Raw genomic sequence first — 1,361 nt, forward strand, 5'->3', positions numbered from 1 at the left:
GACTCATACCGTGTGGGCAATTCTTGACTCATACCGTGTGGGCAATTCTTGGGTGGGGCGGTATTGGGTGGGGGTTGGAACAGCAGCTTCAAGTCCAAGGAATTATGATCGTCTCTATGATCAGTTACCTCTCCCATTTGCTCGCTGACACTTTGACACCCAGCGGCGTGAAATGGTTTTATCCCCTTTATAAAAAATCAATCAAGCTGCACTTCTGAAATGAATAAACCGGCTGTCTTAGACAGCCGGTTTATTCATTTGGAGCAGAACAGATTATAGGAAGCAGCAAGCTGCTGGCTTATCTGAACGAATCGTTCGAATCTATACGGGCGTATACAATTTCCTCAGCCCCGGTTTCGCGTATGTTCGCGAAGGTTCGAACCCCAGCGTTGGCCACTTCTATGTCTTGTGAGCTCGTCCCCAACCCTCACGCTGATGCCGCCGACTATATTGCCCTCTATGACGAAAGGGATGCTTCCGCCAAAGATGGTAATCTTCACTTGATTGGTGGTGTTGATCCCATACGCATCTCCTCCGGGAAGCGCAATTCGTGCAAGCATCAACACATGCAATAATAAGCATTCTTATGATTTTAAATGTTCTATTGATGCAATGACATCTATTTTGTAATTTCCGCTTTCATAAATTAGCTTTGTAATCGAGCACTCAGGAATCAGGTTACTTTGTACTGCCACAAAGTTAGGGTGCCATATATTTAGTAGGTTCTCGGTAAATGTATTGACTAGAAAATCTGTAATTAATCCCCCATGAGTAACCATTACAATGTTACTTTCAGTCGGATTTTTCATTGCCAATTCTAATAAAAACGAGGATAAGCGTTCACCTGCCTGTTTCGCAGAATCACCTATGGGTGGTATATAGTCAGCATTAACTGTACATCGCTCCCACATCGCAACAAATTCATCGAATGTTTGCCCAGGTAAATCCCCCCAGTTAGCACGTTCCCGTAATCGGTTATCCTCTGAAATAATTAATTCAGCTTCTAATGCAATATATGAGGCGGTTTCTTTCGCCCTTCTAAGTGGACTCGAAAATATGGCTATTATCGGTAGGTTACGAAAATATTGAGCCGTCGCTTGTGCTTGCAATATACCTTCAGGGGATATTGGGACATCTCCAATCCTCTTTTCTTTGATGGCATGCCTAACGAGATAGAAATTTGTACTCATTTAACGAACTCCTTTAACGAGGGTTTTAAACTAAATCAAGATTTGATATGCATCTATTTAGATAACAATCTAATGTAATTATATTACTCTAAATAAAGCTTAGTCTAGTGTGTTTAGAGAATTTTCGTTTGGTTTCGTTATTAAGGATTACTGCCCTTAACGCAATGAAGC

The 1,361-nt window shown here is 41.7% G+C and carries 2 protein-coding genes; one reads left to right on the forward strand and one right to left on the reverse strand.

The features are described 5' to 3' along the window. On the forward strand, nucleotides 1-218 hold a 218-nt coding region (locus AC1DWB_RS35260; RefSeq protein WP_477545722.1), incomplete at its 5' end, for a metal-dependent hydrolase. 366 nt (nucleotides 219-584) lie between these two features. Here AC1DWB_RS35260 and AC1DWB_RS35265 read toward each other — a convergent pair. Next, nucleotides 585-1,190, reverse strand: a complete 606-nt coding sequence (locus AC1DWB_RS35265) for a histidine phosphatase family protein (protein ID WP_477545723.1) — start codon at nucleotides 1,188-1,190, stop codon at nucleotides 585-587. Between the last annotated feature and the right edge of the window lie 171 nt (nucleotides 1,191-1,361).

Source organism: Paenibacillus sp. P4_E11, assembly GCF_056401635.1.